Below are 612 nucleotides of genomic sequence, written 5' to 3' on the forward strand. Positions count from 1 at the left end.
GGTTGCGCAAGGTAAAGTGATTCCAAGCGAACACATCAAACATATTCAGCCCTTAGAAGCGGGAAAGATCAAAGCGATTCACGTCAGAGAAGGGCAAAGCGTCAAACAAGGTGAGCCGCTCATAACGCTAGACAGCACGCAAACACAGGCCGATGTAGATCGTTTAGCACACGAGATTGCCGAACTATCAATGAATATTGAAAGGCTATCGCACTTCGATCATTGGCTGAGTTTAGTTTTAAAGGGAGTAGGTTCGCAGGCTTTGGCCCCGTTAAAATCGACGAGCCACCAAAACCTTCTCGTACAACAGAAAACCGAACTTAACGCCAAGCTCTCATCCCTGGAAGTTGAAAGACAAAAGCTCCAAGCAGAACAACAAATGGTCGAAGCGGAAGCAACGAAAAAAGAAAGAGTCATACCCGTACTGGCCGAACGAGTCGATGCGCTCGAACAACTCCACCGAAAAGACTACGGCTCAAAGCTTCCATACCTAGAACTCAAGCAAGAGCTAATCGAACAAGAACAAGACTTGAAAGTACAACAAGCCCGATTCAAGCAACTGGATAGCTCAATACTTGCCATCGAAAAACAAACCCACTCATTACTGGCAGA

At 46.2% G+C, this 612-nt stretch carries 1 protein-coding gene; it reads left to right on the plus strand.

Translation table 11 applies throughout. The annotated features are described in order from the left end of the window. A partial coding sequence (locus A3757_RS24350; protein ID WP_156506561.1) for a biotin/lipoyl-binding protein occupies positions 1-612 on the plus strand: 612 nt, incomplete at both ends.

The organism is Oleiphilus sp. HI0117 (assembly GCF_001635235.1).